Here is a 26,082-nt window from a genome sequence, read left to right on the forward strand (position 1 = left end):
GTTCTACCACGCCTTTACGGAATCTTTAGTGACTCAAGTCACATAACCGTAAGTGATGTTGGAAAGTCCCAGCGAGCGACATCAGACCGTTATCCGGGGACCATGGTCCGTTCATCGGACACGTATTCCTGTGTGCGATCCGTGCACCGGGCAGGTGCCGGCCGAGCGTGCTCAGCCGGTTCCGTTACTGCGCAGGGCGTGGCGCTGGGCGAGTCGGGAGATGTCGCGTGCGGTGATGATGCCTACCAGGCGCCGGCCGTCCATGACCAGGATTGTCATGCCGCTTCTGGGGTTGAGCTTTTCCAGTACGTCTTCCAAGAGGTCGTCCGGAGCGCATGTGCTGCACTGTGCCATCGGGGTCGCCACGTCACGCACGCGCAGTGTCTCCCGCTGCGGTGAGGGAACCTTCGCGAGCTGCGGCAGGTGAACCATGCCGCTGGGGCGCCCTTCGAAGTCGAGCAGCGGTAGCGTCGAGTGGCGGGTCCGCATCGCTTCTTCGTTGACGACGCGTTCCACGGTGAGCCAGTCCGGGCAGGTCTCCACGGGGCTCGACATGGCGTCAGCCGCTCGTACTCCGCTGAGTGCTGTGGCGAGCGTGGCGTGCTGCCGTTCCGCGTTGGCGACAATCATGACGAAGAAGCCGATGAGAGCCAGCCACAGACCGCCCAGTGCACCGCGCAGGAGCGATACCCATCCAACGGCAATCAGCAGGACGCCGAGGACCTGCCCGCTGCGTGCGGCTGCTCGTTCCGCCCGGTACCGGTCGCCCGTACGCCACCACATCACCGCCTGCACGACTCGTCCTCCGTCGAGAGGTGCGGCAGGCAGCAGATTGAACACTCCCAGCAACAGGTTCACCCACCCGAGCCACAGCAGGACGGCAGCGGGCATCGCCCAGCCGGTCAGCGCATGCAGCCCGATCCCTGCGCCGAACGTCGCTCCACCGAGAAGGAGGCTGGTCAGGGGCCCGCTCACGGCGATCTTGAAGGCCGCGCCTGCTGCACGGGGCTTGCCCATCTCGGTCATCCCGCCCAGAGCCCAGAGCGTGACGTTCTGGACGGTGACGCCCTTCCTCCGGGCCGTGACCGCGTGGGCGGCTTCATGGGCCAGCAGGCTCACGAGCAGCAGCAGGGCCCCGGCCAGACCCCCGATCGTGTAAACGCCGACCGAGTGTCCCGGAACCCAGGCGGGCAGGGTCTGGCTCCCCAGGCTGTAGCCGAAGAGCACCAGGAGCAGGGGCACAGTCCAGTGGATCCGCAGCGGGACCCCGAGAACTCGCCCCATCCGTACCGATCTGTTCATCACCATCTCCTGCGGGTTGCAGGTAGTCGTCCAGGAGGAGCCGGCACGCCATCGCGGCGCCCGCGCGACCGAACCAGTACGACGTCGCCCCACTGACAGTCTCGCGCCGCCTGGTCGTATCGCTGAGACAGCTGAGATCGCTGAGGCCTGGGGTTCACAGGCATGGTGCGTCACCTGTCGTGTGCGGATGAGTCGTCGGGGCCGCCGACGGCGTTCTCGTCGGCGGTCTCCGCCTCGTACAGCCTTCGGTATTTGTTGTTCCGCAGCTTCAGCAACAGGCACGCCAGAAGGGCCGAGGTCAGGGAGCCGAGCAGGATGCCGGCCTTGATTTGCTCAAGATCTGCCGGGTCGGAGTAGGCCAGTTCGCCGATCAGCAGGGACACGGTGAAGCCGATGCCGGCCAGCATGGCCACCGCTACGACATCTGCCCAGGCCAGTTCCGCGCTGAGTCGGGCCCGGGTGAACCGGACGGCCAGGTAGGAGCCGCCGACGACGCCCAGAGCCTTGCCGGCGGCCAGGCCCAGTGCCACGCCCAACGGTTCCGCGCGGCCGACGACATCCCCCAAAGTGTCGCCGGACACGCTCACTCCGGCCGCGAACAGTGCGAACAGCGGGACCGCCACTCCGGCGGACACCGGGCGGACCAGGTGCAAGATCCGCTCAGCGGGACGCCTGCCTCTCTCGCCGTCCTTCGTCACACGCAGCAGCAACCCCATGGCGACCCCCGCCACCGTGGCATGCACACCGCTGGCGTACGTCAATCCCCAGATCGCCAGCGCGAGCGGCACGTACCAGTACCAGCCGTGCACCCGTCTGCGGTCGTGCAGGTGGAAGAACAGACCCAGGCCGAGCATGGCGCCGATGAGCGCGGGGAGGTGGATCATCGACGTGTAGAAGATGGCGATGACGACGATCGCACCCAGGTCGTCGACCACCGCGAGCGTCAGCAGGAACGCGCGCAGCGCGGAGGGCAGGTGGGTGTCGATCACCGCGAGCACGCCGAGTGCGAAGGCGATGTCGGTGGCCATGGGGACGGCCCAGCCGTTCCACGTTCCCCCCATGGACGTGGCGACGAGTCCGTAGATCAGCGCCGGTACGACCATGCCGCTGATCGCTGCGACCACGGGCAGGAGGGCTGTTCCTGGGTGACGGAGTTTTCCGACCACCAGCTCGCGCTTGAGTTCGGCGCCGGCAACGAAGAAGAAGATGGCCAGCAGTCCGTCGGCCGTCCAGTGGGCCACGGAGAGATTCAGGCCCAGTGCCTCGATGCCGAAGTGAAAGTTCCGTACTGATTCGTAGACACCGCTCAGTGGCGTGTTGGCCCACACCAGCGCCACGGCTGCGGCGGCGAGCAGCACCATGCCCCCGACGGTCTCGGTGCGCAGAGCGTCCGCCACGAAGGTGCGCTCCGGCAGCGGGAGACGGTCGAGGAAGGTGCGGGTCCTGTTCTTGCGGTTGCCTGCGGGCATGCAGTCCACCTCTCGGTGGTCAGGACGGGGAGTTCTTGGGTGCTTCGAGCCGGCAGGCGCGTGGCCGTGACGGCGCCGGGCAACCGGCCTGGGTCCCCGTCACGCCGCTCGACGACTGCGACCAGCGGACTTCGAGTACGAGCCATCAGTCCGTGACGGGGCGCGGCGCTGCGTAAGTACGGACACGGCCGGCGCGAGGCCGTTCGGCGGGCCCTTGTTGTCGTCGGGCGAGGGCGGCCTGGTCAAGATCGCCGTGAGAATCATGGCCACCACCGCCACGATGGCGAACACCACAGCTGTCTTCCAGCGCCAGTCGTGCCGATCGCCGTCGTCGTTTGGACCGTCATCGGGACCGGTGGGGAATTGGCCGTTGAGGGCGTCCATCAGCGAGGCCAAGTCAGGGTCGTCCCGGGCCAGGCGCCGCTCCATCTCTGCGAGGATGCGCCGGTCGTCCATCGGAGGGTTCATCACGACCACCTGTCTGCTTACCGGACGGGGCTTCGCCGCGGAGCGCACAGCCCACTCGCCGGGGGCTCATGCCTGTGCGGGGCGGACGGTGCCCTGTGCGGCGTCGGGTTGCCGGAGCATGTCGACGAGGCGCAGCACCTCCATGGGCAGCGGATCAGCGGCTCATCCAGGTCCACCTGCCCGAGGACGCTGCGCAGCGTGGTCTGGGCCATCTGCGAGGTGCCTTTGATGACGTCCGGCGGCGGGATGTCCATGGTGATGGTCCGCAGCGAGACGCGGAACATACGGTCCACCACGGGAATGATGAAGAACAGTCCCGGTCCCTTGGCGCCGGTGATCCTTCCGAGGCGGAAGATCACCCCGCGCGCGTACTCGGGCACGATCTTCACGGCGGCCATCAGCAGCAGGAGCAGGACGGCTGCGCCGAGGACGATGCCGATCAGCCCTGAGTTCATGATCCATCCTCCTGTCCGGAGTGCCGGTCCTCCCAGGGGCCGGCGTTTTCGACGGTCAGGTCCAGGCCCTGGCGGCCCACCACGCGAATGCGCTCTCCTTCGGTGACAGGAGCGTCGCAGCCGCGGACGGACCGCCACGCGAACGCCACCGAGTCGTTGACGACTTTCTCGCTCGCCTCCTCGCCTTGTCCTGTTACGGGTGTGTCGGCGCCGAGGTGGCTCCCGTTCGGCGATGCGCAGCCCTTCCCTGAGGTGATCGGCAACCACGGGGGTGATGGCCCCGTCGACCTGTGTGACCAGCAGGGTCGGCGCCTGCGCCGCGCTCATGGCGGGGACGGCAAAAAGGCAGGTAAAGGCCACCAGGAGGACCTGAGCGAACCTCCGGATCGGCGCGAGGGAGCCACTTCGGCGCACAGCGCGGCAAACCCCCTTTGTCTCTGGGTCTGCGATGCGGGGTCTGCGATGCGGTTTTACTGCGGGGTACCCGATGCGCGTTGGCCGGACGCCTGCCGAGGGTGCACAGGCACGGCCGTCTCGGGCGGCCGTATGTTGCCGATGTCCGGCAAAATGGCACTATGCCGATGGGGAAGCGAGACCACGAACCCTCTGTGGACGCAGCCGCTGCCACGGCTCCGGCCGCAGCTACAGCCGCCAGAGCGAACGGACCCGCCGAGCTCCCCACTGCGGATGCCCTCAACCACTACCTGGAGCAGCTCGCCAGGATCTCCGTCAGTAAGCGGCGGCTGCGTGACAGTGACCTTGAGGGTTTGAGGGAGCTGGCCGCCGCCGCCGCGGACCGCGGCACCGCCCTCCGAGCCCTGATCGCCGAATACCTCACCTCCGCCTGCCGCGTCTGGGCGGACCTGCCCGGTGCGCGACAGGCACGGGACCACGAGGGCCTGGCAGAGGTGGTCTCCGCCCTCATGCGGGCGGTCGGCGATGCGACGGTCGCACTGACCGAGGGGTACGAGACCGCTCACCGGGCAGCCATCCGTGGGGAAGAGGCGACGCGGCGCGAGTTCGTCGACGACCTCCTCGACGGCCGTACCGATCTGGGCCGGCTTGCTGAGCGGGCCGAACGATTCGGGCTCCGGCTGGTCGGCCCGCATGCCGTCACCGTCGCGCGGGCCAAGAAGCCCTTCAGCGCAGGCGACGGAGCCACCCGCTATGTGGAGGAGGCGTTGACCGCCAGGTTCAGCGCGCGCGATGTGCTGATCACCACCAAGGACGGCCTGCTGGTGTGCGTGTCCCCCGGTCCGGTGGCCGGGGTCCCCCCGTTTTTCACCACCACGGTGCGGAACGCTGTCGATGAGCAGTACCAGGTCGCCGTCAGCCGGCTGCGGCCTGGCCCCAGTGGCATCGTCCGCTCCTACCAGGAGGCACGCAGCACTCTCGACCTCGCCGCCCGGCTCGGCCTGACCACCGAGGTCGTGGACGCCTCGGACGTGCTGGTCTTCCAGGTTCTCGGGAGGGACCGCGCAGCCATCACCGACCTTGTGGCCATCGTCCTCGGCGGGCTGGAGGCGGCGCGCGGCGGCCCGCAGACACTGCTGGAAACCCTCACCGCTTACTTCGCCAGCGGTTGCCTGAACACCACGACCGCGCGGCGACTGGGACTGAGCGTACGCACCGTCACATACCGGCTCAGCCGCATCCGGCAGCTCACCGGCTATGACCCTACCGATCCGGACCAGCGATACATCCTGCAGACCGCCGCGCTGGGCGCACGTCTCCTGGGCTGGCCGTCTCGTCCACTCCAGCCCGCTGACTGATCCTGCCCCGCAGCCAGCGGGTACAGGTTCAGCCCCTCAACGGGCGGAAGCCTGCCCACGTGATGTCATCACCTCATGCTGTTGGCGGACGCGAGCCGTTGGTGCCCGGGTTCCGCGCGTACCAGCAGCGCAGAACCGCTCTCGTCACCGCCGAGAGGCCCGGCTGCACCTGGACGAGTACCGGCCGCGCGTCATGTCCTCCTTCGTACGCAACCGCCTCGTCGACGAGCTGTACCTGCCCCTCATCGGCGACAACCTCGCCAAGCAGCTCGGCGCCACCGGTGACGGCAAGCGGACCGACAACAGCGGACTGCTCCTTCTCGTCTCGCCGCCCGGCTACGGCAGCAAGACCACGCTCATGGAGTACGTCGCCGACCGCCTCGGGCTGCTCCTGGTGAAGGTGGGCGGGCCGGCCCTCGGCCACAGCGTCACCTCGCTCGACCCGGCGGAAGCGCCGAACACCACCGCCCGCAAGGAGATGGAGAAGGTCAACTTCGCGCTGACGGCGGGCAACAACGTCCTGCTGTACCTGGACGACATCCAGCACACCTCACCGGAACTGCTCCAGAAGTGCGCCACCCGCTCACCGCCCGCGAGACGGTCCTGGCCGTGAACGAGGCGTACATCGCTTCCGCCGCCCAGTCCGGCGCCACCCCGCACCGAACCGCCCTTCCAACTCCAGGGCTCGTACCGCAACATGAGCAAGATCGCGTCGCGCATCTCCCGGGTCATGAATGACGACGAGCTGGCCGCCGTGATCGACGACCACTACACGGGCGAGGCCCAGGCCCTCACGACAGGAGCCGAGGTCAACCTGCTCAAGCTGGCAGCCCTGCGCGGCACGCTCGCCGAGGAAGAGGCGGCTCGCCGGAACGCCATCACGTCGGCGTACGTGCGCGTGCCGGTGGAGCGTCACCCCACTGCCCCGGGGTGGTCAGAACGGCCGGCGGGTGACGGCTTCCGTCACTCGCCAGATGAATCTTCGTCGTGAAGCCACCTCGTGAACGGCCAACCGCTTCATCAGAGCGATGCTCGGCGGCCCGAGAGCGACGCCCGCAGGATCCTCTTACGGAGCCGTTCAGCGGGGCGGCCGCCGGCATCCCGTTGATTACACGCTGGTGGCATTGCCAACGTCCGCCCCGGCCCACGTTTCTCGGCAGATGCGGTTCCAGTCGGGCCCCATTCCTCGACAGGAAGATCACCCCGCCCCATGTCGACCGAAACGATCCATCACAAGCCGAGTCACACAACCCGTCGGACAGGCCCTAAGGCCACCTTCCGCACCCCTGCTACGGCCGCGACCTGCCCGAATGCCACAGCACCGTCGCCGCCGTCCATGCCATCGAGATCGCCTGGCGCTCAGGATGAGAAGGTCACCGATTTCTGCCATTCGTACGAATCTACAAGAGGGGCCACCCCACCAGCCAACGCCTTCATGGTTTCGGTGACTGACCCTCGGCAGGGCCCGGCGGATGTACTTGCGCTATTCCGCATTAACAGCACGTGAACGAGTCACGGACGGGACAGTGGAGGCTGCCTGATGACCAACCAGAGTTCTCCCGCCCGTACCCCGCAAGATCTCAATGAGTCGATCACCGGTGGAATCGGCGACAGCCCGCTGCGGCCGGACGGAACGCTCAAGGTGCGTGGGGAGTTCGCCTACTCCTCGGATCTGTGGGCGGAGGACATGCTCTGGGGCGGAACACTGCGCAGCCCGCACCCCTATGCGCGGATCAGCTCGATCGACATCACCGAGGCCGTCAAGCACCCCGGCGTGTACGCGGTGCTGACCCACCAGGACGTCCCCGGCGAGAACATCTACGGCCTGAAGGTCGCCGATACGCCGGCGCTTGCCGCGGACATCGTGCGCTACAAGGGCGAGCCGGTTGCCCTTGTAGCCGCCGATCACCCGGAGACGGCCCGGCGCGCGCTGGCAAAGATCGTGGTCGACTACGAGGTACTCGAGCCGATCACCGACCCGGAGCTGGCCGCGCACGACGACACGCTGCCCAAGCTGCACCCCGAGCACCCCGGGGGCAACGTGGTGCGCTATCAGCCGATCATCCAGGGCAACCCGGAAGCCAAGGCCGACGTCGTGGTGTCCGATGTGTACACCATGGGCATGCAGGACCAGGCGTTCCTCGGGCCGGAGTCCGGTTTGGCCATCCCGGCCGAGGACGGCGGGGTCGACCTGTTCATCGCCACCCAGTGGCTGCACGTGGACCAGAAGCAGACGGCGCGGGCGCTCGGGCTCCCGGTCGAGAAGGTGCGCTTCACCATGTCCGGTGTCGGCGGTGCCTTCGGTGGCCGCGAGGACCTGTCCATGCAGATCCACGCCTGCATGCTGGCGCTGCACACCGGCAAGCCGGTGAAGATGGTCTACAACCGGGAAGAGTCCTTCTACGGCCACGTGCACCGGCACCCGGCGAAGATGTACTACGAGCACGGCGCGACCAAGGACGGCAAGCTCGTCTACATCAAGGCGAAGATGTACTTCGACGGCGGCGCGTACGCCTCCAAGACCCCGGTCGTGGTCAGCAACGCCACTTCGCTGGGCGTCGGGCCGTACGAGGTACCCAACGTCAGGATCGAGGGTTGGGGCCTGTACACGAACAACCCGCCGTGCGGCGCGATGCGCGGCCTCGGCGCCGTACAGCCCGCATACGCCTACGAGTCCCAGATGGACAAGTTCGCCAAGGCGTTGGACATGGACCCGGTGGAGCTGCGTCAGCTCAACGCCGTCTCGCAGGGCTCGACCTCCGACGGCCAGGCCGACGTCCGCGGCCTGCCGGGCGGTCTGTCGAACACCTCGCACGGCGAAGGAGTTGTTCGGGGCGTCGGCTACGCCGTGATCATCAAGAACGTCTCCTACGCGGAAGGCGTCGACGACTACTCCACGGCGCGGGTGCGGTTGGAGGTCATTGGCGGCGAACCGGTTGCGCTGGTGCACACCGCGGCGGCCGAGGTCGGGCAGGGCCTGATCACCATGAAGCAGCAGATCGTCCGCAGCGAACTCGGCGTGGCGCGGGTCACCGTCCACGCGGCCGACACCAACGTCGGCGACGCGGGGTCGAGCTCGGCTTCCCGGCAGACCTACATCACCGGCGGTGCCGTCAAGAACGCGTGTGAAGCCGTCCGCGAGGTGCTCTTCGACCGGGTCGCCCAGCGCTTCGGCGAAAACCCCGCGGATCTGTCGGTTGCCGGCGGCAAGGTTGTTTCCAAAACCACCGGTGTCCTTGCCGATCTGGTCGACGTACTCGGCGATGACGTGATCGAGGAAACCAGGGAGTACCACCACCTGCAGACCTACCCGATGGACCCGGAGACCGGACAGAGCCGGCGGGTGCACGTCCAGCACGCTTACGCCGCGCACCGCGCGGTGGTGGAAGTGGACACCGAGCTCGGCCTGGTCAAGGTCGTGCAGTTGGACTGTGCGCAGGACGTCGGCAAGGCGATCAACCCGGACGCCGTCGTCGGGCAGATCCAGGGTGGTTCCACACAGGGGCTCGGCCTTGCCGTGATGGAGGAGATCAAGGTCAAGGACGGCAAGATCCGTAACCCGTCGTTCACCGACTACCTGATCCCGACCATTCTGGACACGCCGCCGATGACGGTGGATGTGATCGAAAGGGCTGACCCGAACTCGCCGTACGGCGTGCGCGGTGTCGGCGAGCCGCCCACCATTTCCGCCACTCCGGCGGTAGTGAACGCCATCCGCAATGCGACGGGGTTGAACCTGACTCACACCCCGGTCTCACCGGAGCACATTGTCGGCGCCTGGCCGCGCTGATCTCCCGCGGGTGCCGCCGACCGAGCTGGTCTCAAGCGGCACCCGCGGAGCCCCACTTGTTGCCCGGGTGCTCTGCCCGTGCGGTTCTCGCACGGGCAGAGCATTCGGGGAGTCCTCACCGTCTGCGACAAAGGAGTGACCATGACCGCGCACACCCAAGAAACGAGCATCCAGGAACTCGAGCGCACCTGGATGGACGAGGCCATCGGCCTTGCCACCAACAGCGTGAAGAACGGCGGAGGTCCGTTCGGCGCACTGATCGCCAAGGATGGCGAGATTGTCGCGATCGGGAACAACAAGGTCACTTCGAACCTGGATCCGACGGCGCATGGCGAGGTGAGCGCGATCCGTGCCGCCTGCCTGAAGCTGGGCACCTTCTCACTCGAGGGCTGCGTCCTGGTCACCTCGTGTGAGCCGTGCCCGATGTGTCTTTCCTCCGCGCTGTGGGCGCGAGTCGACCGGATTGTCTTCGCCGCAGACCGGGATGACGCTGCGGTGGCCGGTTTCGACGACCGCAAGTTCTACGACCTGTTCGACAAGAAGCCCGCGGAGCTGTGGCCGATGGCGATCGAGCGAGTGGACATGCCGAACCGTACGGCGCCGTTCGACGCGTGGCTGGCCAGGACCGACCGCATCGACTACTGAAAACCCGGTCCCACCGCGCACTGGCCAACGCCCCACAAGTTGTAGAAGCCCCAGGACTCACTCGCCGTGACCTGGGGCTTCTGCCTTCTCTTGCCTCCTTGCCGGCCTGGGCGATCTCGATGCCGACGGGCGCGTAGGCGAGGTAATAGGCGAGCTCACCGGGGTCGGACAGGCTGTGGCGGGCGGCACGCGGGCCCCTTCACCCCGTCCCTGCACGACAGCCCCTGCTAGGCATGAACAGGTGCTTCTTCGATGAGCTGGTCAGCTGGTCAGCTGGTCGATGGGCCGGCTCCCGGCCAGAGACTTGAAATGACGGGCACAGTCGTGCCGAAAGGGTGCCCCGCATCTGTGCGTTCGCACGAGCGCGGGACACCCTTGTCGATACGGGTAGAGAGTCAGTTCCCCTCGGTTTCGAAGGTGCGCAGCAAATCGGCAGCGACGCTCACGGCGATGGTCGCGGGTTCCTTGCCGGTGATGTCGGCCAGCCCGATCGGGGTCTTGATCCGATCGATGGTGGCCTCGTCGTGACCGCCCTCGGTGGCGAGGCGTTTGCGGAACCGTACCCACTTGGCCGCCGACCCGATCAGCCCGATGGAGCCGAGATGGGTTGTACGCAAGGCGGCGTCGCACAGAGCGGCGTCCTCGGCGTGATCATGGGTCATGATCAGGACGTGGGTGCCGTGCGGCAGCTCTTCCAGCACCTCCTCGGGCAGCAGCGGCGTGTGATGCACGTGCACCTGCGCCACCGCGTCTGCCAGCACGTCGAGCCGCTCCTCGGTGAGGATGTCGGCGCGGGTGTCGATCAGATGGAGGTCGAGGTCCTGACGTGCCAGGATGCGCGCCAGTTCCAGCCCGACGTGCCCGACGCCGAAGACCGCGACTGCCCGTACCACCGGCAGCGGTTCGAGCAGCACCGAGACCGTGCCACCGCAGCACTGCACACCATGCTGGTTGGTCACCTTGTCGTTCAAAGCAAACTCAATCAGCTCCGGCTCGGGCTTTGACGCGGTGAACATCTCCCGGGCCCGATCGATCGCGACGGCCTCGACATTGCCGCCGCCGATCGAGCCCCACGTCTCGGTCTGCCCCACGACGAGTTTCGCACCGGCATCGCGCGGGGCATGGCCGCGTACGGTCGCAACGGTGACCAGCACGCCGGACTCCCGGCGTGCTCGCAACCGTGCGACCGCGGCGATCCACGTCATGTCAGGCACCGTTCAACGCTTTTGCGTCGGTTCGGATCCTGCCGTTGGCGGCGTTCCCGTTTCCGGTGTGGCCGTCGGCGGCAAACCCGTTACGGGCGTGACCGTTCCGGGAGGCATCGTCCTGGCGAGCCGCCTGGATCGCCCAGTACACCGCCTCCGGGGTCGCGGGCGAAGCCAACTCGACGCTGACCCCGCTCGGCCCGAACGCGGCGGCAGCCTGCCGCAACGCCTCTCGCACCGAGAACGCCAGCATCAGCGGAGGCTCGCCCACCGCCTTGGAGCCGTAGACCGCCCCCTCCTCGGTGGCGTTCTCCAGCAGCGTGACGTTGAACTCCTCGGGCATCTCCGAGAAGCTAGGCAACTTGTAGGTGCTCGCTGCCTGGGTCTGCAGCCGGCCGCGGTTCGGGCCGTCACTGGTGTCCCAGCGCAGGTCCTCCAGCGTCAGCCAGCCCGCGCCCTGCACGAAGCCGCCCTCGATCTGACCGATGTCGATCAGCGGGGACAGGCTGTCGCCGACGTCGTGCACGATGTCCACCCGCCGGATGCGGTAGGCGCCGGTGAAGCCGTCCACCTCCACCTCGGTCGCGGCGGCGCCGAGGGCGAAGTACTTGAACGGCGAACCCCGGAACGTCTTCGCGTCCCAGTGCAGCCCTTCGGTCCGGTAGAAACCGGCCGCCGACAGCTGGACCCGCTGGAAGTACGCGGTGCGCACCAGGTCGTCCCAGGCCAGCTCCTTGTCGCTGCCGAGGGTGCGCACGACGCCCTCGACGATGCGCACGTCCGACGCGTTCGCACCCAGCTGGGAGGCGGCCACCTGCAGCAGCCGCTCACGCAACTGCTCACAGGCGTTCTTGATCGCCCCGCCGTTGAGGTCCGCCCCGGAACTGGCGGCGGTGGCGGAGGTGTTGGGCACCTTGTCGGTACGCGTCGGGGCGAGCCGGACCTTGTGCAGTGGGATGCCCAGCGTGGTCGCGGCCACCTGCATCATCTTGGTGTGCAGGCCCTGGCCCATCTCGGTGCCACCGTGGTTGATCAGGACCGAGCCGTCCTTGTAGATCAGCACCAGCGCGCCGCCCTGGTTGAAGGCGGTGAGGTTGAACGAGATGCCGAACTTGATGGCAGTGAGGGCGAGCGCCCGCTTGGTGTGCGGGTGCGCGGCGTTGAAGGCGGCGATCTCACGCCTGCGATCGGCGAAGCCGGCGTCGTTCTGCACCTGCTGCCAGATGGTGGAGATCCGTTCGGCCTGCGTGACCGGCTGTCCGTACGGCGTCGTCTGGCCCTGGCCCGGCTGGTAGAAGTTGCGTTCGCGCAGCTCGATGGGGTCCAGACCGAGCTGCGGCGCGCAGCGGCCCAGGATGTCCTCGATCACCAGCATGCCCTGCGGTCCACCGAAGCCGCGGAAGGCGGTGTTGGACACCGTGTTGGTCTTGGCGATGCGACCGGCGACGCGCGCGTTGGGGATCCAGTACGTGTTGTCGATGTGGCACAGCGCCCGGGCAAGCACCGGCTCGGAGAGGTCCAGGCTCCAGCCACCGTCCGCGACCAAGGTGGCGTCCAGTGCCTGGATGCGGCCGTCCGCGTCGAAGCCGATCTTCCACGTGGCGTGGAACCCATGCCGCTTGCCGGACATGGTCAGGTCCTGAGTCCGGTTGAGCCGGAACCGGACCGGCCGACCGGTCAGCTTGGCGCCGAGCGCGGCGACGGCCGCGAACCCGTGCGGCTGCATCTCCTTGCCGCCGAAGCCGCCACCCATCCGCAGACACTGCACGGTCACCTCGTGCGAGGGCACGCCGAGCACGTGCGAGACGATTTCCTGCGTCTCCGACGGGTGCTGGGTGCTGCTCTGGATGAACAACTGCCCGTTCTCGTCGACCTGGGCCAGCGCGGCGTGCGTCTCCAGATAGAAGTGCTCCTGCCCGGAGAACTGGAACTCGCCGGTGAACACGTGCGCGGAGTCGGCGAAGCCCGCGTCGATGTCGCCGGTCTCCATCAGGGGCTGGGCACCGTGATAACTGCCGGCCGCGATCGCGTCCTGGAGCGTGACCAGGGAGGGCAGTTCCTCGAGTTCCACCTCGACGGCAGCCGCACCGAGCCGGGCCGCCTCCAGGGTCTCGCCGAGCACCCAGGCGACCGCGTGGCCGTGGAACATGACCTCGTCGGGGAACAGCGGCTCGTCGTGCTTCATGCCGGCGTCGTTGACGCCGGGCACGTCGGCGCCGGTCAGCACGCGGACCACGCCGGGCACGGCGAGCGCGGGCTCGGTGCGCAGCGCGGTGATCCGGCCGTGGGCCTTCATCACCTGGACCGGGTAGGCGTGCAGGACGTCCTTGGTGCGCTGGACCAGGTCGTCGGTGTAGAGCGCGGTGCCGGTGACGTGCTGGAAAGCACTCTCATGCGGCATCGAAACACCGACGACGGGCTTTTGGGGACGCTCGGACAAATGGCTCATGACGACACCGCCTCGGGGGTCTGTGCGTGCAGCTTCAGCAGGCTCTGGCCGAGCATTGCGGAACGGTAGAGGGAGCTGGCGCGATGGTCGTCCATCGGTGTGCCCTCACCCCGCAGCACCTTGGCCGCGGCCTCGACCGTCTCCGCCGCCCACGGCTTGCCCTCCAGGGCCGCCTCGGTGGCGAGGGAGCGGATCGGGGTGGCGGCCACGCCGCCCAGGCCGATGCGTGCCTTGCGGACGATCCCGTCCTCGATGTCGAGCGCGAAAGCGACTGCAACGCTGGAGATGTCGTCGAAGCGCCGCTTTGCGATCTTGTGGAAGGCCACGACCTGCGACAGAGGCAGCGGGATGCGCACCGAGCGGATCAGCTCGCCGGGACGGCGAACGCTCTGCCGGTAGCCGGTGAAGTAGTCCGCCAGCGGGACCTCGCGCTCACCGTCGGCGTCGGCGAGCACCACCGATGCCTCTAGCGCGAGCAGCACCGGCGGGCTGTCACCGATGGGGGAGCCGGTACCCAGGTTGCCGCCGAGGGTCGCACCGTTGCGGATGAGCCGGGATGCGAACTGCGGGAACAGCTCGGCCAGCAGCGGGACTTCGCCGTCGAGGCGGCGTTCGATCTCGGTGAGCGTCAGCGCCGCCCCGATCTCGATGTGGTCGGATTCGACTCGCAACTCCCGCATTTCGGGCAGCCGGTCGATGGCGACCACGCAATCCGCCCTACGGGAACGGATGTTCACCTCAACGCCCCAGTCGGTGGAGCCGGCGACCACCACCGCGTCGGGCCGCTCGCGCAGCAGCTCCAGCGTTTCGGCCAGGGTGCTCTTCCGCAGGAAAACACTGCCGTCCTGGGTGTATTCGGTGGCAGCCGCTGCGGGCGGGGACTGCTCGCGACGCTGCGCCAGCGGATCCTCATCGGCGGGCGTACCGACGGCGAACGCGGCATCCCGAATCGGACGGTAACCGGTGCAGCGGCACAGGTTTCCGCTCAGGGCGTGCAGGTCGAAACCGTTCGGACCGTGCTCGGCGTCAGTGCTGTCGTCCGAGCCCGTGCTGTCGTCCGAGTCCGCGTGTGCGCAGCGGTTGGGCCGGTAGTACTCGGCGGCCATGCTGCAGATGAATCCCGGCGTGCAGTAACCGCATTGGGAACCACCACGCACCGCCATCTCCTCCTGCACCGGGTGCAGGGTGGGCGGCTTGCCGGGTTCGCCGGCGGTGGCGAGACCTTCGGAGGTAATGATCTCCTGACCGTCGAGCGCCGCGACCGGGACCAGGCAGGCGTTGACCGCCACCCAGTCGGTGGGCTTGTTCACCCCGGGACGGGCCACCAGGACCGAGCAGGCGCCGCATTCACCCTCGGCGCAACCCTCCTTGGTTCCGGTGAGGCCACGCTCGCGCAGGAAATCCAGCGCTGTGGTGTGGGGCGCAGCCGGTGAAATCGGTGCTTCTTTCCCGTTGACCGTGATCCGGGCCGCTACCATGACAGGCCTTCGTTTCGGTGCGCGATCGGTCGATTCATCATGTTCGCCAATTTCAGGCAGCTTTCTGTGTTCAGACGCGCCACGTGAGAGGAGTGGGCGCAGAAAGGCACGCAAAGGTGACGTGCCGGAAGGTGGGGACGGGAAACCCGGAATGTGCCACGAACGGGCACATCAGAACGGCGTGCTCAGCAGCCGTGCGCGATCCGACCCGGAACCCAGGCTGTGCACTGGGCGAGGCGACCAAGATCAGAGCTGGTGTACATCTGCTGGTCGCCTCCTTCCGGTAGTTATGGGTCGACGATTACCGCAAACTAGTGGCTTGGGCCACAGAGGTCAAGAGGTTGACCCCGGTCTCTCGAGGACCGATCGGATTCGAGGCTGGAGCGCCACCGTTGGGTGGTCGAGCGCCCAGTGTCCTGGCCGGCCGGCTGCCGTCGCCTGCACGCCACTGGTCATTTATGCGAGCGGGGGGTGCTGTGGTCCTCGCGGTAGAGGCTGGCGGCAAGGGCGATCGCTGTGTGGGTGGCGGGGTGCGTGGTGTGGGCGCGCCAGATGAGGTGGACGGGGACCGGCTCGGCGTCGCGGAGGGGGCGGTAGATGATGCCGTCGGGGCGGTACTGGGCGGCGGTGGCCTGGGGGGTCAGTCCGATGCAGCGGCCGGTGGCGATGGCGGCGAGCCAGTCGTCGATGTCGTGGGTGTACTCGACCGCGGGCCGGTCCCCCTCGGGCCATAGATCCAAGGCAGTGGTGCCTGTTCGGCGGTCGATGGCCAGCGTACGGCCGGTGATCTCGTCCAGGCGGATACTCCGGCGGCGGGCCCAGGGGTCGTCGGACGCCAGAGCGACGTAACGGGCCTCGTCGCCGATCAGCGCGTGGGACCACGGTTTGAGGTCGATCGGGGCACGGATGACGGCGAGGTCGCACAGCCCTTCGGCCAGGCCGCCGGTGGGAGTGTTGTGGCGGATGAGGCGCAGGTCGGTCTCGGGGTGCTGTTCGTGCCAGCGGCGCTGGAACTCGGTGGTGTGCCGGCCGAAGGCGGACCAGGGGTGGCCGATGTGCAGGCGGGTATGGCCGGTGGTGGCTTCGCGGACGAGTTCGTCGGCGCCGGCGAGCAGCATGCGGGCGCGGGCCAGGGCCTGCACACCCGCGGCGGTCGGGGCGACGCTGCGGCTGGTGCGGTGCAGCAGCCGTAACCCGAGAAGGCTTTCGAGGCCGGCGAGGGTGCGGGAGACGGCGGCCTGGGAGATGCCCAGTTCGTGGGCGGCGTCGGTGAAGCTGCCGGTGTCAATGATGGCCACCAGGCACCGCAGGTGCTTCAGCTCCAGCTCAGCCGCCCTGTGCCGCATCTCATCCATACACCCAGCGTATAGGTGGGTGTGCAGATGCATTTTGCGTATACCGATGGTCTCTCATTGTGGGGGCCATGAAGCTCGATTCCTCCCCCGCTGCGATACCCCGAGCCACCGCAGCCGACGGGGCCGCCCCTGCCCGAGGCATGGGGCGCGGGATCGCGGTGGCGCTGATGCTGGGCAGCGGCCTGTCCAACCAGACGGGGGCTTCCATCGCGGCGCTGGCGTTTCCGGTGCTCGGGCCTGCCGGGGTGGTGGCGGTGCGACAGTGGGTGGCTGCCGTCGTGCTCGGGGCCGTCGGCAGGCCACGGCTGCGGCACTTCACCGCGGCGCAGTGGCGTCCTGTGCGGGCCTTGCGCTGGCGTTCGCGGTGATGAACCTGTCCCTGTACGCGGCGATCGAGCGGATCGGGCTCGGGCTGGCTGTCACGCTGGAGTTCCTCGGCCCGCTGACCGTAGCCCTGGCCGGCTCCCGCCGCCGTATCGACCTGGTCGCCGCGGTGGCGGCTGCGGGCGCGGTGGCCGTCCTCACGCGCCCCACACCCTCCACCGACTATCTGGGCGTCGGCCTGGCTCTGCTGGCCGCGACATGCTGGGCCTGCTACATCCTGCTCAACCGGACCGTCGGGGCCCGGCTGCCCGGCCTGGAAGGCTCGGCCGCCGCAGCGGCCGTCTCCGGCGCCCTCTACCTGCCCGTCGGCGCGTGGGTGCTGTGGCACCACCCGCCCACGCCCACCGCGCTGGCCTGCGCCCTCGCAGCCGGGGTGCTCTCCTCCGCGGTGCCGTTCCTGGCCGACCTGCTGGCGCTGCGCCGCCTTCCGGCGCACTTCTTCGGCGTTTTCATGAGCGTGAACCCGGTCTTCGCGGCGCTGGTCGGTCTCGCCGTCCTCGGGCAGCAGCTCGATATCGTCGCCTGGCTTGCCATCGCCGTGATCGTCGGAGCGAACACCGCCGCGGTCTCCACGACGCGGGTGCGGTGGGCGTCGCGGTGGTTCCAGTGGCGGGTGAGGACGCCGGTGGTGTCGGCGTAGATGATCTGCCCGGCTTGGGGTTCTCGATGGTGTCCGGTTCGCCGAGCGGGGTGAACGCCTCGGTGCCGTCCGCGTGGCGGATGTCCACGTCGCCGGTGACGTGGTCGAGGTCGAGGTCGAAGGTGCCGGTGGGCAGGCCGTGCCGGACGGAGACAGCGTGGTAGGAGTCGACGGCCGGGTTGATGCGCGGCAGGGTGCCCTTCTTGGCGAGACGGCGGCCGAGTGCGTCGACGCTGGGGCGGATGCGGCGGGGGTTGGTACCGAAGGAGCGGTACGCGGTGTGCCATGCCTCGATGCGGGTGCGGGCGGCCAGGTAGTGGGGTCCAGCTGTCGTTGGCGTATCTCACCCACGTCTCCGCGGTGGAGGGGTGGAGGCCCCGTCGACGGCCTCCTCGGAAGGGGCCTCGGGGCGAAGGTGCAGCAAGGGGCGGCTCCGTCAACGGCTTCTAGGTGGGAGAGTCCGGCCAGCACGAACAGTGCTCTGTGGAGCAGATCTTGGGGTGTTTGCACCGTGCACGGTCCGGATCTTGGTGCGGCCGGCGACGTCGCAGCGCTCTGCGGCCAGGCTTCCGCGATGCCCGTACGGCCCTTGCGGATTCGTATTCCACTCGCCTGCGTGTGCGCGGCGGAGGAATGGCTGGGCGTTTTATGGTTGCCTGATACAACTTGTGCCTAGGTGGGCCTTGCTTTCGTCGGGGTGTGCGCCTGTCCTGTTGGTCGGAGGCTGGACGATCGCGGCGCTGCTCGAAGGGCCCGCCTACGACCCTGTTACTCAGACGATCAGCGTCTTGGCGGCCTACGGGTCTGCGGGATTCTGGGTGATGACCGGAGCGTTCCTCGCCCTGGGCGCCTGCCACCTGCTTACCGCCTGGGGGCTGCGCGCGGCCGCGCTCGCCGGACGTGTGGCGTTGGGCGGCGAGGGAGTGTCAGCGTTGGTGGTGGCTTTCTTCCCGGCGCCGAGCAGTGGGGGTTCCTTGCGGCATGGTTCCGTTGCCGCGGTCGGCTTCGCTCTCCTGGCGGTGTGGCCACTTCTGGCCGCCGATCGCGGCGGAGCCGCACCATGGGGACTCCGGCCCGTGCCCTCAATCGTGGCGACTGCTTCTATGTGCGTCGGCGCGGCCTGGTTCATGATCGAGATGCATCAACACGGTGCCGCAGGTGTTGCTGAACGTCTCGTGACATCCATTCAGTCCCTGTGGCCCTTTGTGGTCGTCGCCTCCTGCCTCCGCCACTCTGACCATTACAGACCTTCGCATTGATCAAGGCCCATGGGCACTTGGTTGCTGCCGGGAGCAGATGAAGCTGAGAGGACTGGTGCCCAACGGTGAACTGCGCGATCAGCGGATCACGGGGCTGGCAACTCGATGTGATTGCTGAACTCGTCGCTTGAATGGGCCCGTTGTGGCATGAACGCCATCAGCTGCGCCCGGATCGTCAACAACGCCGAACATATAGCGGCACCCCCCCCGCACGGCCGCCGCCCATTCACAGGGACTCACAGGCTCTCCGCAGGTCTCTGACAGGTTCGGTCCCTAGCGTGCCGGATATGACAGACACCCAAGGACCCACGCACAAACGGGGCATGACGCGTCGCCGATTCGTTGTGGCAGGCGGTACGGCCGCAGCTGCGCTCGGGGTCGGCAGCGCGACTCGGACACCTGCAAGCCGCTGCGGGGCGCGGCCGTAGACGTCTGGCACTGCGACGCGTTGGGCCTCTACTCCGGGTACGAGAGCCTCAGCAATGGTGGCGGGGGCGGTACGCCTCCGAGCGGGGCGCCGGCTGGCGCTCCCCCGTCCGGTGCCCCCTCCGGTGGCCCGACCGGGTTCCCTCCGTCCGGCGGGCCGAGTGGAGGGGGCGGCGGCCACGAGGAACCGACCGACGACGAGCGCTACCTGCGCGGCACCCAGCTCACCGACAGGCACGGCTATGTGGAGTTCAGAACGATTTTCCCGGGCTGGTACCGGGGCCGCTGCGTGCACATCCACACCAAGGTGCATGTCGGAGGCAAGCTGACGGACGCCGGCTATGAGGGCGGGCATGCCTGCCACACCGGCCAGCTCTTCTTCGCCGAGGAGGCGGTACTGGACTCCGCAAAGGTCACTCCGTACTCCACCAACACCACGGAGCGGACAACCCTCGGCGACGACTCCACCTACCCCGGCAACGGGGCCCAGGGCGGACTACTCACGCTGAAGTACAAGAAGGGGCGGATGACACAGGGTGTCCGGGCGTCGCTGACACTCGGCGTCGCCCCGGACGAGACCCACACCGGCACCGGCTGACGGCACTCCATCCGTACAACAGGGACATGGAACCCAAAGGGCGGTTTCCATGTCAGCGTCCACAGGTGACCCGGGGGCCGTCATGCAGCGGTTACCCCGGCCCCCGGCTCGGTAGTCCGTCAGGTTCTCGGTGAGCAGGTCCATCGTTTCCGCCACTGTGCGGGTGTCGTGTTCGCGCTCGTAGGCGCGCTGGACGGCTGGTTCGTACGGTGTGGGGGTGGGGGCCCCGAGTGTCGGACAGTGCGCGTCGTACGCGGGCCAGCACGAGGTCTCGGCTGTTCATCAGGCACGTGGTCCTTTCCGCCGTCCGTGCGCAGTCACCAGTCGCGGATGGGTTCCGCCGGGACGGCCGGTAGGTCACGGGTGGCGCTCCACGCACGGCCGGGTCGCGGCAGGGGGGGGGCGGGTGGAGGCGCCGGATCCGCGAGGCCAGGTGCTGGCCCGCGCGCAGGGCGCCGGGGCGGGAGAGGACCCAGCGGGCGGCCCGCATGGCGGTGCGTTCGACCGCGTGCCCCTTCGCCGGTTTGAGGGCGACCCTGGTGCCGGGTCGGGTGGCCGTGCCGCCTTGGGCCGTACGTTCGCGCAGGTGCACCAGCACCTCGGGGATGTCGATGGCGGCGGGGCGCACCTCGTAGGGCCGACGTGCGCCGACGGCTGGGAGACGCAGGTCACATTCGTCCATGTCACAGGGCGTCGGGCTACCCCGTCTCAGGGGGTGTAGCCACTGACGACCACAGAGGAGCACACCATGGACGCGCGACTGAACTACTTCGCCGACCCGACCGCCGACAAGGTCCTCAAGCACTTCATGTCGGCGGGCAAGGTGCTCAAGGCCTCGCCGCTGCCGACCGCCACCCAGGAATTGGTGGCGCTTCGCGTAAGTCAGATCAACGGTTGCGCCGTCTGCATCGACATGCACACCAAGGAGGCCGCCGCTGCCGGCGAGACCTCGGTGCGGCTGCACCTGGTCGCGGCGTGGCGGGAGGCCACGGTCTTCACCGAGGCCGAGCGCGCCGCGCTGGAGCTGGCGGAGGAGGGGACCCGGGTCGCGGATGCGGCCGGTGGGGTCAGCGACGAGGTCTGGGCCAATGCCGCCAAGCACTACGACCAGGAGCAGCTCACCGCCCTGGTGATCCTGGTTTGCTTCATGAACACGGCGAACCGGCTGAACATCATCAACCAGCAGCCCGCCGGCAACTACGAGCCCGGGCAGTTCCACTGAACAGCATCAGCATCAGCATCAGCAACTGGCTCGGGGCCCGGCTGCGGGCTCCGAGCCCCCAGGCCCGGGGCGTTGCTCCGGCCTGCCGGTGGTCCGGGTGATCACCAGAGGACGCCTGCGCCGGGGGAGTACGGCCGGGTCGGAGGGCTTCAAGGGAAGGAGATTCGGCGTGAGCAAGGTCGAGGAGTTCGAGGAGCTGCGGCCGCTGCTGTTTTCGATCGCCTATCGGATCCTGGGCAGTGTGGGTGAGGCCGAGGACGCGGTACAGGAGACATGGCTGCGCTTTGACGGCTCGGCGACCCGGCCCACGTCGACCAAGGCTTTTCTGTCGGCCGCGGTGACACGGATCTCGATCGATGTGCTGCGTTCCGCGCGGGTGCGGCGGGAGGAGTACGTCGGTCCGTGGGTTCCCGAGCCGTTGCTGAGCGATCCGTATCAGGATCCGGCGCGGTCGGTGGAGCTGGCCGACTCGGTGTCGATGGCGGCGCTGCTGCTGCTGGAGCGGCTCAGCCCGCTGGAGCGGGCAGTGTTCGTGCTGCGGGAGGTGTTCGCCTTCGGGTTCGACGAGATCGCCGCGGCGGTGGGGCGTTCGGAGGCGGCATGCCGGCAGCTGCTCGTGCGGGCGCGGCGGCATATGGACGCCGGGCGGCCGCGGTTCGCAGCGGACCGTCAGGAGCGACAGGAGCTGGCGACGCGGTTCTTCGACGCGCTGAAGAACGGCGATGTGGGCGGGCTGCGGAATCTGCTGGCCGCCGACGTACAGCTGGTCGGGGACGGCGGCGGCAAGGCCCCGCAGCTGGCCAAGGCCGTCGTGGGCGCGGAGAACGTGGCCCGGCTGCTGGGCTCGGTCTTCCCCTGGCTGATCCGGGTCGACGTGACGTTCGAGCTGCACGAGATCAATGGCCAGCCCGGCGCGATCTCCCGCGACCGGAACGGCAAGGTGGTCCACATCCTGGCCCTCGAGGTGCTCGACGGGCAGATTCAGACCATCCGCGGGGTGATCAATCCCGACAAGCTCGGCCACCTCGGGCCGGTCGCCGACGCCTGGGCCATCGACCGCGAGGTGAAGCAGGCCCGTCGGCGGGTGAACTGACCTCGGGAGTGGTACGGGCCGGCTCGTTCACCGGCAGATCATGTCAGCGGCGCCGCAGGGTGCTCGTGATGAGACCTCAGCCTTCCCCACGCAGTCCGGCCCCGGCTCTCAACAGAAGCCGGGGCACGGGCGCGGGCGATTCAGGCACCCTCTGGGAAGTGGCAGGCCACCTCCCTGGACTCGCCCGGCGCGGCGATCCGCAGCAGCGGTGCCTCGGTGCGGCAGATCTCCTGCGCCTTGGGGCAGCGCGGGTGGAAGGTGCAGCCCGATGGCGGCGCCGCCGGGCTCGGCGGGTCGCCGAGCAGTGTGATGCGCTCGCGGGTCCGTTCGGCCGCCGGGTCGGGCAGCGGCACGGCGGACAGCAGTGCCCGGGTGTAGGGGTGGGCCGGGGCGGCGTACACCCGCTCCTTGGTGCCGATTTCGACGATCCGGCCCAGGTACATGACGGCGACCCGGTCGCAGACCCGTTTGACCACCGACAGGTCGTGGGCGATGAAGAGGTACGCGAGGCCGAGTTCGCGCTGCAGCCGCTCCATCAGGTTGACGATCTGGGCCTGTACGGAGACGTCGAGGGCGGAGACCGGTTCGTCGGCGACGACCAGCCGGGGGCTGGTGGCCAGCGAGCGGGCGATGCCGATGCGCTGGGCCTGGCCGCCGGAGAACTCGTGCGGATAGCGGTCGATGTGCTCGGGGATGAGCCCGACCAGGTCCATCAGCTCGGCCGCCCGCTTGCGTGCCCCGGCCGCCGAACTCCCCTGCACCATCAGCGGATCGGAGATGATCCGGGCCACGGTCTGGCGGGGGTTGAGGGAGGAGTGCGGGTCCTGGAAGACCATCTGCACGTCCTTGCGGAGCGGCTTCAGTTCGCGCGGGGAGAGGTGGCTGATGTCGCGGCCGTCGTACGTGATGGAGCCGGCGGTCGGCTCCAGAAGCCGGACGATCAGGCGTCCGGTGGTCGACTTCCCGCAGCCGGACTCGCCGACGAGGCCCAGCGTCTCGCCCGCCGCCACGTCGAAGCCGATGCCGTCGACGTGCCCGGATCGGAGCCGACGAGCGGCGCCTGCCGGGGAAGGTCATCGTCAAGTCCCGTACGGAGAGAAGTGGTTGGGGGGCCGTGGTGGTCATGAGGCGACGCCTTCGTGGGCGGGGGTTCGGTACGCGGGGAAGTGGCAGGCGGCCGGGTGCCCGGCCGGACCGTCGAGCAGGGGGCGTTCCGTCTCGCAGCGGGACCGCTCGTCGGCCGGCGCCCCGGCGAGCCGAGGGCACCGGGGCGCGAACGCGCAGCCGGGGGCCGGGGTGAGCAGCGACGGAGGGCTGCCGGGGATCGCCCGCAGCGGCTCGTCGTCGCTGTCGTCGAGGCGGGGCAGGGAGTCGAGCAGCCCCTGGGTGTAGGGGTGGGCGGGGGAGGCGAACAGGTCGTCCACCGGGGCCTGTTCGGTGGCCCGGCCCCCGTACATCACCAGCACGTCATGGGCGACGCGGGCGACCACTCCCAGGTCGTGCGTGATCAGGGCGACGGCGAGGCCACGCTGCTCCTGGAGCCGGGCGATCAGCTCCAGGATCTGGGCCTGGACGGTGACGTCCAGGGCGGTGGTCGGCTCGTCGGCGATGAGCAGCTCGGGTTCACAGGCCAGGGCCATCGCGATCATCACGCGCTGGCGCATGCCGCCGGAGAACTGGTGCGGGTATTCCCCGGCCCGGCGTCTCGGTTCGGGGATGCCGACCTCCGCGAGCGCTTCGACGGCCCGCTCGCGGGCGGCTCTTCTGCCGCTGCCGAAGTGCACCCGGTGGTGTTCGGCGATCTGCTCGCCCACGGTGTAGTACGGATGGAGGCTGGAGAGCGGGTCCTGGAAGATCATTGCCATCTTCCGGCCGCGCAGCCGGTTGAGTCCGCGCTCCGGGAGCCCCACGAGTTCGCGCCCGGCCAGGCGGATCGAGCCGGTGACCTCCGCGCCGGTGTGCAGGCCCAGCACGGCCATGGAGGTGACGGACTTGCCGGAGCCGGATTCGCCGACGATGCCCAGCGTCCGGCCCGGCCGCACGTCGAAGGAGAGGGAGTCCACGGCTCGTACCGCACCGTGTTTCGTCGGGAAGGTCACCGTCAGGTCCTTGACCGACAGCAGAGCCGACAGCAGAGGTTCGGTGTCGGACATCAGTGCCTCACTCGCGGGTCGACAACGGCGTAGAGCAGGTCGACGGCCAGGTTGGCGACGACGATGAAGGTGGCGGCGAGCAGCGTGACGCCGAGGATGACCGGCTGGTCGCCGGTGGACAGGGCGCCGTGGAAGAGCCGCCCGATGCCGGGAAGTCCGAAGATCGACTCGGTGATCACCGCACCGGCGAGCAGTCCACCCAGGTCCATTCCGAAGAGGGTGAGGACGGGTGTCATGCCGGCCCGCAGACCGTGCTTGACGACGACGGTCCGGCGCGGCAGGCCCTTGGCACGGGCGGTGCGGATGTACGGCTCCGCCATGGTCTCGATCATCGAACTGCGGCTCTGGCGGGCGTACATGGCCGCGTACAGGACGGCGAGCGCCAGCCAGGGCAGCAGCAGGTTGGAGGCCCAGTGGAGGGCGTCGGAGCCGAAGGGCACGTAACTCGGGTAGGGGAGGAGGCCGGCCACCCGGATCAGCCCGTAGATCAGCATCACCGAGGTGAAGTAGACGGGCATCGAGGCGGCGGCGACCGCGCCGACCATGAGGGCGCGGTCGGTGAGCGTGTCCTTGTGCAGGGCGGCGGCGACTCCCGCGGAGAGCCCGAGCGCCAGCCAGATCACCGCGGCGCCCAGCGCGAGCGAGGCGGAGACCGGGAGCCGGTCCATCAGCAGGTCCCACACGCCTTGGCTGCTCTCGTACGAGTAGCCGAGGCACGGGAAGTCGCAGTGCAGGGCGTACTGGCCGGTGCCCATGGTGCGGCCGGTGAAGATGCCGGTGACGAAGTCGCTGAACTGCCGCCACAGCGGCTGGTCCAGGCCCATGTGGGCGCGGATCGCCTCCAGCCGTTCGGCGCTGCACGCCTTGCCGCACGCCGCGGCGGCCGGGTCGGACGGCAGGACGTAGAAGATGGTGAAGGTGACGGCGGCGATGGCGATCAGGACGCCGGTGACGCCGAGCAGCCGGCGGCCGAGGTAGAGGATCACGTGCGGCTGCCTCTCGGGTCGAGGATGTCCCGCAGTGCGTCCCCGAGCAGGGTGAACGCGAGCACGGTGAGGAAGAGGCAGAGGCTCGGGATGACGAAGTACGTGGGGTCCGTGTCGTAGAAGGCGACGCTCTCGGCGATCATCTGGCCCCAGGACGGGGTGGGCGGCCGGACACCGACGCCCAGGTAGCTCAGGGCCGCCTCGGTGGCGATCATCCCCGGGATGATCAGGGTCGTGTACGCGATGACCGGCCCGGCGACGCCCGGCAGGATGTCGCGGGTGAGGATCCGCCAGGGCCCCGATCCGCCCACCCGCGCGGCGTCGACGTACTCGCGGTGCTTGAGCGAGAGGGTCTGCCCGCGCACGACGCGGGCGATGCCGGGCCAGCCGAACAGGCCGATGACGGCGGTCATCAGGACGACCCGGTTGACGTCCCTGGCCACCGACATCATCGCGATCATGAAGATGAGGGAGGGGAAGGACATGGTGAGGTCCATCAGGCGGGAGAGCACGGTGTCGGTGCGGCCGCCGAAGTAGCCGGCCGCGATGCCGGCCGCTGTCCCGGCGATGACGACGATCGCGGTGGCGGCGAAGGCGATGAGCAGGGAGACCTGCGCGCCGTGTACCACGCGGGCGAACAGGTCGCGGCCGGTGACGGGTTCGACGCCGAGCCAGTGCTCGGTCGAGATGCCGCCGAGTGGACCGAGGGGCTGCCCGCCCAGGTACGGGTCGACGGCGGACTTGTCGTACTCCTCGGGGGTCCAGCCGCCCAGCGCGCTGAGCAGCGGGGCGGCCACCGCCATGACAGCGAAGAGCGCGACCACGGCGAGGGAGATCTTCACGGAGGTGCGGCGGCGCAGTTCGGTGCGGGCGAGCTGCCAGGGGCCGCTGCCCGCGGGAACGGGCGGGGAGCTGGTGGACATGGTCTGACCT

At 68.8% G+C, this 26,082-nt stretch carries 17 protein-coding genes and 7 pseudogenes; 9 read left to right on the plus strand and 15 right to left on the minus strand.

The genetic code is table 11. From position 1 onward, the window contains the following. Positions 1-171: 171 nt before the first annotated feature. The 4 genes from J7E91_RS23550 to J7E91_RS23565 all read right to left on the minus strand — a co-directional run bounded on the left by J7E91_RS23550 (position 172) and on the right by J7E91_RS23565 (position 3,694). On the minus strand, positions 172-1,302 hold the full coding sequence (locus tag J7E91_RS23550) for a site-2 protease family protein (RefSeq protein ID WP_214908040.1): 1,131 nt from the start codon (positions 1,300-1,302) through the stop codon (positions 172-174). 170 nt (positions 1,303-1,472) lie between these two features. Then, entirely contained in the window at positions 1,473-2,771 is a 1,299-nt protein-coding gene (gene nhaA / locus J7E91_RS23555; RefSeq protein ID WP_214908041.1) for a Na+/H+ antiporter NhaA, read from the minus strand. Between the two features lie 99 nt (positions 2,772-2,870). After that, entirely contained in the window at positions 2,871-3,239 is a 369-nt protein-coding gene (locus J7E91_RS23560; protein ID WP_214908042.1) for a DUF3040 domain-containing protein, read from the minus strand. A gap of 17 nt (positions 3,240-3,256) precedes the next feature. Further along, positions 3,257-3,694, minus strand: coding sequence for an SPFH domain-containing protein (locus J7E91_RS23565; protein WP_251016119.1), 438 nt, complete (start codon positions 3,692-3,694; stop codon positions 3,257-3,259). 704 nt (positions 3,695-4,398) lie between these two features. On the opposite strand from J7E91_RS23565, the gene J7E91_RS23570 reads away from it, so the two are divergent. Together J7E91_RS23570 and J7E91_RS23575 are read left to right on the plus strand one after the other, a co-directional pair. Further along, complete coding sequence (locus tag J7E91_RS23570) at positions 4,399-5,466, plus strand: helix-turn-helix domain-containing protein (protein ID WP_251016156.1); 1,068 nt, start codon at positions 4,399-4,401, stop codon at positions 5,464-5,466. An 89-nt stretch (positions 5,467-5,555) separates the two neighbouring features. After that, positions 5,556-6,457, plus strand: a pseudogene (locus tag J7E91_RS23575) (DNA repair ATPase); the annotation flags it as partial. Here the strand turns inward: J7E91_RS23575 and J7E91_RS37370 are convergent. Then, positions 6,372-6,678 (minus strand): annotated as a pseudogene (locus J7E91_RS37370) (hypothetical protein); the annotation flags it as partial. The pseudogenes J7E91_RS23575 and J7E91_RS37370 overlap by 86 nt on opposite strands. 328 nt (positions 6,679-7,006) lie before the next feature. Between J7E91_RS37370 and J7E91_RS23580 the strand changes: the two are divergent. Further along, the gene (locus tag J7E91_RS23580; protein WP_214908043.1) at positions 7,007-9,256 is read left to right on the plus strand and encodes a xanthine dehydrogenase family protein molybdopterin-binding subunit; all 2,250 of its coding nucleotides are present in this window, start codon (positions 7,007-7,009) and stop codon (positions 9,254-9,256) included. Between the two features lie 141 nt (positions 9,257-9,397). After that, entirely contained in the window at positions 9,398-9,901 is a 504-nt protein-coding gene (locus J7E91_RS23585; RefSeq protein ID WP_214908044.1) for a nucleoside deaminase, read from the plus strand. A gap of 395 nt (positions 9,902-10,296) precedes the next feature. On the opposite strand, the gene xdhC is transcribed toward J7E91_RS23585, so the two are convergent. The 4 genes from xdhC to J7E91_RS23605 form a co-directional block, all read right to left on the minus strand. Then, the gene (gene xdhC / locus J7E91_RS23590) at positions 10,297-11,106 is read right to left on the minus strand and encodes a xanthine dehydrogenase accessory protein XdhC (protein WP_214908045.1); all 810 of its coding nucleotides are present in this window, start codon (positions 11,104-11,106) and stop codon (positions 10,297-10,299) included. A 1-nt stretch (position 11,107) separates the two neighbouring features. Further along, the gene (xdhB, locus tag J7E91_RS23595) at positions 11,108-13,555 is read right to left on the minus strand and encodes a xanthine dehydrogenase molybdopterin binding subunit (protein WP_214908046.1); all 2,448 of its coding nucleotides are present in this window, start codon (positions 13,553-13,555) and stop codon (positions 11,108-11,110) included. Further along, entirely contained in the window at positions 13,552-15,033 is a 1,482-nt protein-coding gene (locus J7E91_RS23600; protein WP_214908187.1) for a xanthine dehydrogenase small subunit, read from the minus strand. Before J7E91_RS23600 ends, xdhB begins: the two co-directional genes overlap by 4 nt. A gap of 452 nt (positions 15,034-15,485) precedes the next feature. After that, positions 15,486-16,388, minus strand: a complete 903-nt coding sequence (locus tag J7E91_RS23605; RefSeq protein ID WP_214908047.1) for a LysR family transcriptional regulator — start codon at positions 16,386-16,388, stop codon at positions 15,486-15,488. A 158-nt stretch (positions 16,389-16,546) separates the two neighbouring features. Here J7E91_RS23605 and J7E91_RS23610 point away from each other — a divergent pair. Beyond that, positions 16,547-17,412: pseudogene (locus J7E91_RS23610) on the plus strand (DMT family transporter). Here the strand turns inward: J7E91_RS23610 and J7E91_RS23615 are convergent. Then, positions 17,340-17,710, minus strand: a pseudogene (locus tag J7E91_RS23615) (B3/4 domain-containing protein); the annotation flags it as partial. The pseudogenes J7E91_RS23610 and J7E91_RS23615 sit on opposite strands and share 73 nt — an antisense overlap. 361 nt (positions 17,711-18,071) lie before the next feature. On the opposite strand from J7E91_RS23615, the gene J7E91_RS23620 reads away from it, so the two are divergent. Continuing rightward, positions 18,072-18,671: a DUF998 domain-containing protein gene (locus J7E91_RS23620; RefSeq protein WP_214908189.1), complete on the plus strand. Its 600-nt coding sequence runs from the start codon at positions 18,072-18,074 to the stop codon at positions 18,669-18,671. A 388-nt stretch (positions 18,672-19,059) separates the two neighbouring features. After that, positions 19,060-19,695: pseudogene (locus J7E91_RS23625) on the plus strand (dioxygenase); the annotation flags it as partial. Between the two features lie 317 nt (positions 19,696-20,012). On the opposite strand, the pseudogene J7E91_RS23630 reads toward J7E91_RS23625, so the two are convergent. Further along, a pseudogene (locus J7E91_RS23630) lies at positions 20,013-20,329 on the minus strand (lactate utilisation protein LutB domain-containing protein); the annotation flags it as partial. Positions 20,330-20,443: 114 nt separating this feature from the next. Between J7E91_RS23630 and J7E91_RS23635 the strand changes: the two are divergent. Continuing rightward, entirely contained in the window at positions 20,444-20,917 is a 474-nt protein-coding gene (locus J7E91_RS23635) for a carboxymuconolactone decarboxylase family protein (protein WP_214908048.1), read from the plus strand. A 169-nt stretch (positions 20,918-21,086) separates the two neighbouring features. Then, positions 21,087-22,010 (plus strand): RNA polymerase sigma-70 factor, encoded by a 924-nt coding sequence (locus tag J7E91_RS23640; protein ID WP_214908049.1) that lies wholly within the window; start codon positions 21,087-21,089, stop codon positions 22,008-22,010. Between the two features lie 140 nt (positions 22,011-22,150). Here J7E91_RS23640 and J7E91_RS23645 read toward each other — a convergent pair. The 4 genes and pseudogenes from J7E91_RS23645 to J7E91_RS23660 all read right to left on the minus strand — a co-directional run bounded on the left by J7E91_RS23645 (position 22,151) and on the right by J7E91_RS23660 (position 26,072). After that, positions 22,151-23,135, minus strand: a pseudogene (locus J7E91_RS23645) (ABC transporter ATP-binding protein). Beyond that, positions 23,132-24,163, minus strand: coding sequence for an ABC transporter ATP-binding protein (locus tag J7E91_RS23650; RefSeq protein ID WP_214908050.1), 1,032 nt, complete (start codon positions 24,161-24,163; stop codon positions 23,132-23,134). The pseudogene J7E91_RS23645 and the gene J7E91_RS23650 overlap by 4 nt, the downstream one beginning before the upstream one ends. Next, a complete protein-coding gene (locus tag J7E91_RS23655; RefSeq protein ID WP_214908051.1) occupies positions 24,163-25,149 on the minus strand; it encodes an ABC transporter permease in 987 nt (328 codons plus the stop codon). Before J7E91_RS23655 ends, J7E91_RS23650 begins: the two co-directional genes overlap by 1 nt. Then, entirely contained in the window at positions 25,146-26,072 is a 927-nt protein-coding gene (locus tag J7E91_RS23660) for an ABC transporter permease (RefSeq protein ID WP_214908053.1), read from the minus strand. The genes J7E91_RS23655 and J7E91_RS23660 overlap by 4 nt, the downstream gene beginning before the upstream one ends. Positions 26,073-26,082: the final 10 nt, after the last annotated feature.

It is taken from the genome of Streptomyces sp. ISL-99 (assembly GCF_018614005.1).
GTDB classification, from domain to species: Bacteria; Actinomycetota; Actinomycetes; order Streptomycetales; family Streptomycetaceae; genus Streptomyces; species Streptomyces flavidovirens.

Bases quoted from the DNA above. Each gene is read 5' to 3' on its own strand.
- J7E91_RS23550 (WP_214908040.1), bottom strand. From the start codon at position 1,302: ATGAACAGATCGGTACGGATGGGGCGAGTTCTCGGGGTCCCGCTGCGG.
- nhaA (WP_214908041.1), bottom strand. From the start codon at position 2,771: ATGCCCGCAGGCAACCGCAAGAACAGGACCCGCACCTTCCTCGACCGT.
- J7E91_RS23560 (WP_214908042.1), bottom strand. From the start codon at position 3,239: ATGAACCCTCCGATGGACGACCGGCGCATCCTCGCAGAGATGGAGCGG.
- J7E91_RS23565 (WP_251016119.1), bottom strand. From the start codon at position 3,694: ATGAACTCAGGGCTGATCGGCATCGTCCTCGGCGCAGCCGTCCTGCTC.
- J7E91_RS23580 (WP_214908043.1), top strand. From the start codon at position 7,007: ATGACCAACCAGAGTTCTCCCGCCCGTACCCCGCAAGATCTCAATGAG.
- J7E91_RS23585 (WP_214908044.1), top strand. From the start codon at position 9,398: ATGACCGCGCACACCCAAGAAACGAGCATCCAGGAACTCGAGCGCACC.
- xdhC (WP_214908045.1), bottom strand. From the start codon at position 11,106: ATGACGTGGATCGCCGCGGTCGCACGGTTGCGAGCACGCCGGGAGTCC.
- xdhB (WP_214908046.1), bottom strand. From the start codon at position 13,555: ATGAGCCATTTGTCCGAGCGTCCCCAAAAGCCCGTCGTCGGTGTTTCG.
- J7E91_RS23600 (WP_214908187.1), bottom strand. From the start codon at position 15,033: ATGGTAGCGGCCCGGATCACGGTCAACGGGAAAGAAGCACCGATTTCA.
- J7E91_RS23605 (WP_214908047.1), bottom strand. From the start codon at position 16,388: ATGGATGAGATGCGGCACAGGGCGGCTGAGCTGGAGCTGAAGCACCTG.
- J7E91_RS23635 (WP_214908048.1), top strand. From the start codon at position 20,444: ATGGACGCGCGACTGAACTACTTCGCCGACCCGACCGCCGACAAGGTC.
- J7E91_RS23650 (WP_214908050.1), bottom strand. From the start codon at position 24,163: ATGTCCGACACCGAACCTCTGCTGTCGGCTCTGCTGTCGGTCAAGGAC.
- J7E91_RS23660 (WP_214908053.1), bottom strand. From the start codon at position 26,072: ATGTCCACCAGCTCCCCGCCCGTTCCCGCGGGCAGCGGCCCCTGGCAG.